This is a genomic window from Actinomycetospora sp. NBRC 106375 (assembly GCF_030269665.1).
Classification (GTDB): domain Bacteria; phylum Actinomycetota; class Actinomycetes; order Mycobacteriales; family Pseudonocardiaceae; genus Actinomycetospora.
Genome location: NZ_BSTS01000057.1, coordinates 1 through 2,336 on the forward strand (window position 1 = coordinate 1; position 2,336 = coordinate 2,336).

The 2,336-nt window shown below is 67.1% G+C and carries 4 protein-coding genes; 1 reads left to right on the forward strand and 3 read right to left on the reverse strand.

Features of this window, described 5'->3' with window-relative positions:
- Nucleotides 1–230: 230 nt before the first annotated feature.
- The 3 genes from QSK03_RS32810 to QSK03_RS32820 form a co-directional block, all read right to left on the reverse strand.
- Entirely contained in the window at nucleotides 231–431 is a 201-nt protein-coding gene (locus tag QSK03_RS32810) for a DUF397 domain-containing protein (protein WP_285660020.1), read from the reverse strand.
- 172 nt (nucleotides 432–603) lie between these two features.
- Nucleotides 604–852 (reverse strand): DUF397 domain-containing protein, encoded by a 249-nt coding sequence (locus tag QSK03_RS32815; RefSeq protein ID WP_285660021.1) that lies wholly within the window; start codon nucleotides 850–852, stop codon nucleotides 604–606.
- 16 nt (nucleotides 853–868) lie between these two features.
- On the reverse strand, nucleotides 869–1,738 hold the full coding sequence (locus QSK03_RS32820) for a helix-turn-helix domain-containing protein (protein ID WP_285660023.1): 870 nt from the start codon (nucleotides 1,736–1,738) through the stop codon (nucleotides 869–871).
- Between the two features lie 275 nt (nucleotides 1,739–2,013).
- On the opposite strand from QSK03_RS32820, the gene QSK03_RS32825 reads away from it, so the two are divergent.
- The gene (locus QSK03_RS32825) at nucleotides 2,014–2,205 is read left to right on the forward strand and encodes a hypothetical protein (protein ID WP_285660025.1); all 192 of its coding nucleotides are present in this window, start codon (nucleotides 2,014–2,016) and stop codon (nucleotides 2,203–2,205) included.
- Nucleotides 2,206–2,336: the final 131 nt, after the last annotated feature.

The window sequence follows — 2,336 nt, forward strand, 5'->3', positions numbered from 1 at the left end:
CTGACCCGCCAGGGACATCTCAGGCACCCCCGACACCGTCACACCACCGACCCCGACCGCGAGCAGCACCCGAAGCATCAACCCGCCCGAGCGTCCAAGCGATTAGGCAACGGGCTCGATGTGAGTGGGTTCGTCACCGAGACGGCGATCTCGCGAGCAAGATCTGGCGTTGGTGAGCGGATGCTCCGCCGAGCGGAGCGTTCGCTCACCAAACGAGGATCTTGCGGTGCTCAGCCGCCCACGGGGAGATCGAACTCGCCGGCCTTGACACCGGCGACGAACGCCGCCCACTCCTCGGCGGTGAAGCGCAGCGGAGCTCCGTCAGCCGACTTCGTGTCGACGACCCGGACCTCGTCCTGATCGAGTGCCACACCGACGCAGCTCCCGTCGGTGCAGAAGCTGCTGATGTGGAAGTCGTCGGCGTCGCGCATCGTTGCGGCTCCGTTCAACGGGTGATCCCACTGAAACGGACGACCGAGCAGATCTCAACGCTCGCCTCGTCACAGTCAGCCACGTGAGCCCCGACACAGGCGAGATCTGGAGCTGTGGAGCGATCGCTCCGGTGAGCGGAGCGATTGCTCGCCAAACGAGGATCTTGGAGGGTCAGCCGCTCGCAGGGAGATCGAACTCGCCGGCTTTGACGCCGGCGACGAACGCCGCCCACTCGGAAGCCGTGAAGCGTAGCTCGAGAGACTCGGCCATCTTCGTGTCCACGACGCGAACCTCGTCCTGCTCGACTGCCACACCGACGCAGTCGCCATCGGAGCAGTAGGTGCTCTTGCGATAGGCCGGGTCACGATGCGGTCGAGCCGAGGTCACGGCGGCATCATGGCGGAGACCGTCGTCGGCCACCCCATCGACCCCCCGATCAGGCGTCGGCCATGCGCCGAAGGGCACGCTTCATCAGAGGAACGGCCTCGTCCTCGGGCAGGGACGCGTTGACGAGACCGGCGAGGCGGTGGTCGTGCAACGCGATGTCGGCGGGATCGGCGAGGAACTCGCTCGCCACCGGCCGTTCGACGTAGACCAGCCCGTTCTCGATACCAGCACTGAACTGCAGCTTCGCGAAGGACTCCCTGCTCGCAGGGACGAGGCCGGCGCTGAACGGAAGCACGCGGAGGTCGACGTGCTCGGCCTCGGCGATCTCGATCAGGTGCTCCACCTGGCGGGCGAGTACGTCGCCGTCCTCGACAACCCGGTAGAGGGTTGACTCGTCCAGCACGCACCGGAAGGTCAAACCGTGATCTGCCGTGAGCGCCTCCTGGCGCCTCATCCGGACCTCGACGAGCCTCTCGATCTGCGACTCGCTGAGAGTCCCGCCCCAGAAAGAGCGTAGCGCTCCGCGCGCGTAGTCGCGGGTCTGGAGGAGTCCATGGACGATGTGGGCCTCGTAGGCATCGATCCGCGATGCGTCCCATTCGTACTCCACATAGAGCGCCATATCGCGCGCGAGGACGTCCGCGTAGTCCGACCACCACATCTTCGCCTGCCCGGTCCGCGCCCACTCCAGCAGGCGCTCCCGCTCGTCACCCTCCGGGACGCGGTAGACGTTCAGCATGTCCCGCACGTCGCGCCAGCGCGGGACGCCTTTGCCGTTCTCGAGCCGGCTGATCTTCGACTGCGAGCACTCGAGGCTGCGGGCGACGTCTTCGAGCTTGAGACCCAGGCCTTCGCGGAGGCGCTTGAGCTCGCCGCCCAGGCGGCGGCGGGTCACGACGGGGCCCGGTGACTGGCTCATCCGCACGCCTCCCAGCTCGGAGCTGACCGCCAGCCTCCCCCCGCACCGGCTTCGATCCGCACACGGTAGACCTCGGACGGCCATGTCGTCACGCAATCGTTGCCTGCAATTGCACAAGGCACTTGTGTGTGTCTATGGCATGCAGCACTCTCAGTCGTGGGGGGAAGGGCAATCCCCGACCTCCCACCGCAAGCGACCGGGAGGAGGCACGACCCCATGACCGGATCGAGGAGCGCGCGCCGAGGGCGCCGTCGCGGGACAGTCCGCGAGCAGCGATGACCGCCATGACCATCATCATCGTGGTGGTGGTCGTGTGGACACTGCTGACGCTCGGCGTGCTGATCGGGATGTCGATGCACCGCGAGGCGACGCGCCAGCGCGTACGGCGCCTGCACCGCGAGCGCATCGAGCTCGAGCGCGACCGCGCGGAGTTCGAAGCCGACCTGCGACTGCTGGGCCGGCGGTAGGCAGCTAGTACTACAGCCTGATTTATGGGTGGCTTGTTGGGCGTGTCGGCTTGGTCGGGACGGTCGGATGAGATCTTGTCTGGCCGGTGGGCGACGATGTCGGTGTGGCCGAGGTCGAGGCGTGGGCTGAC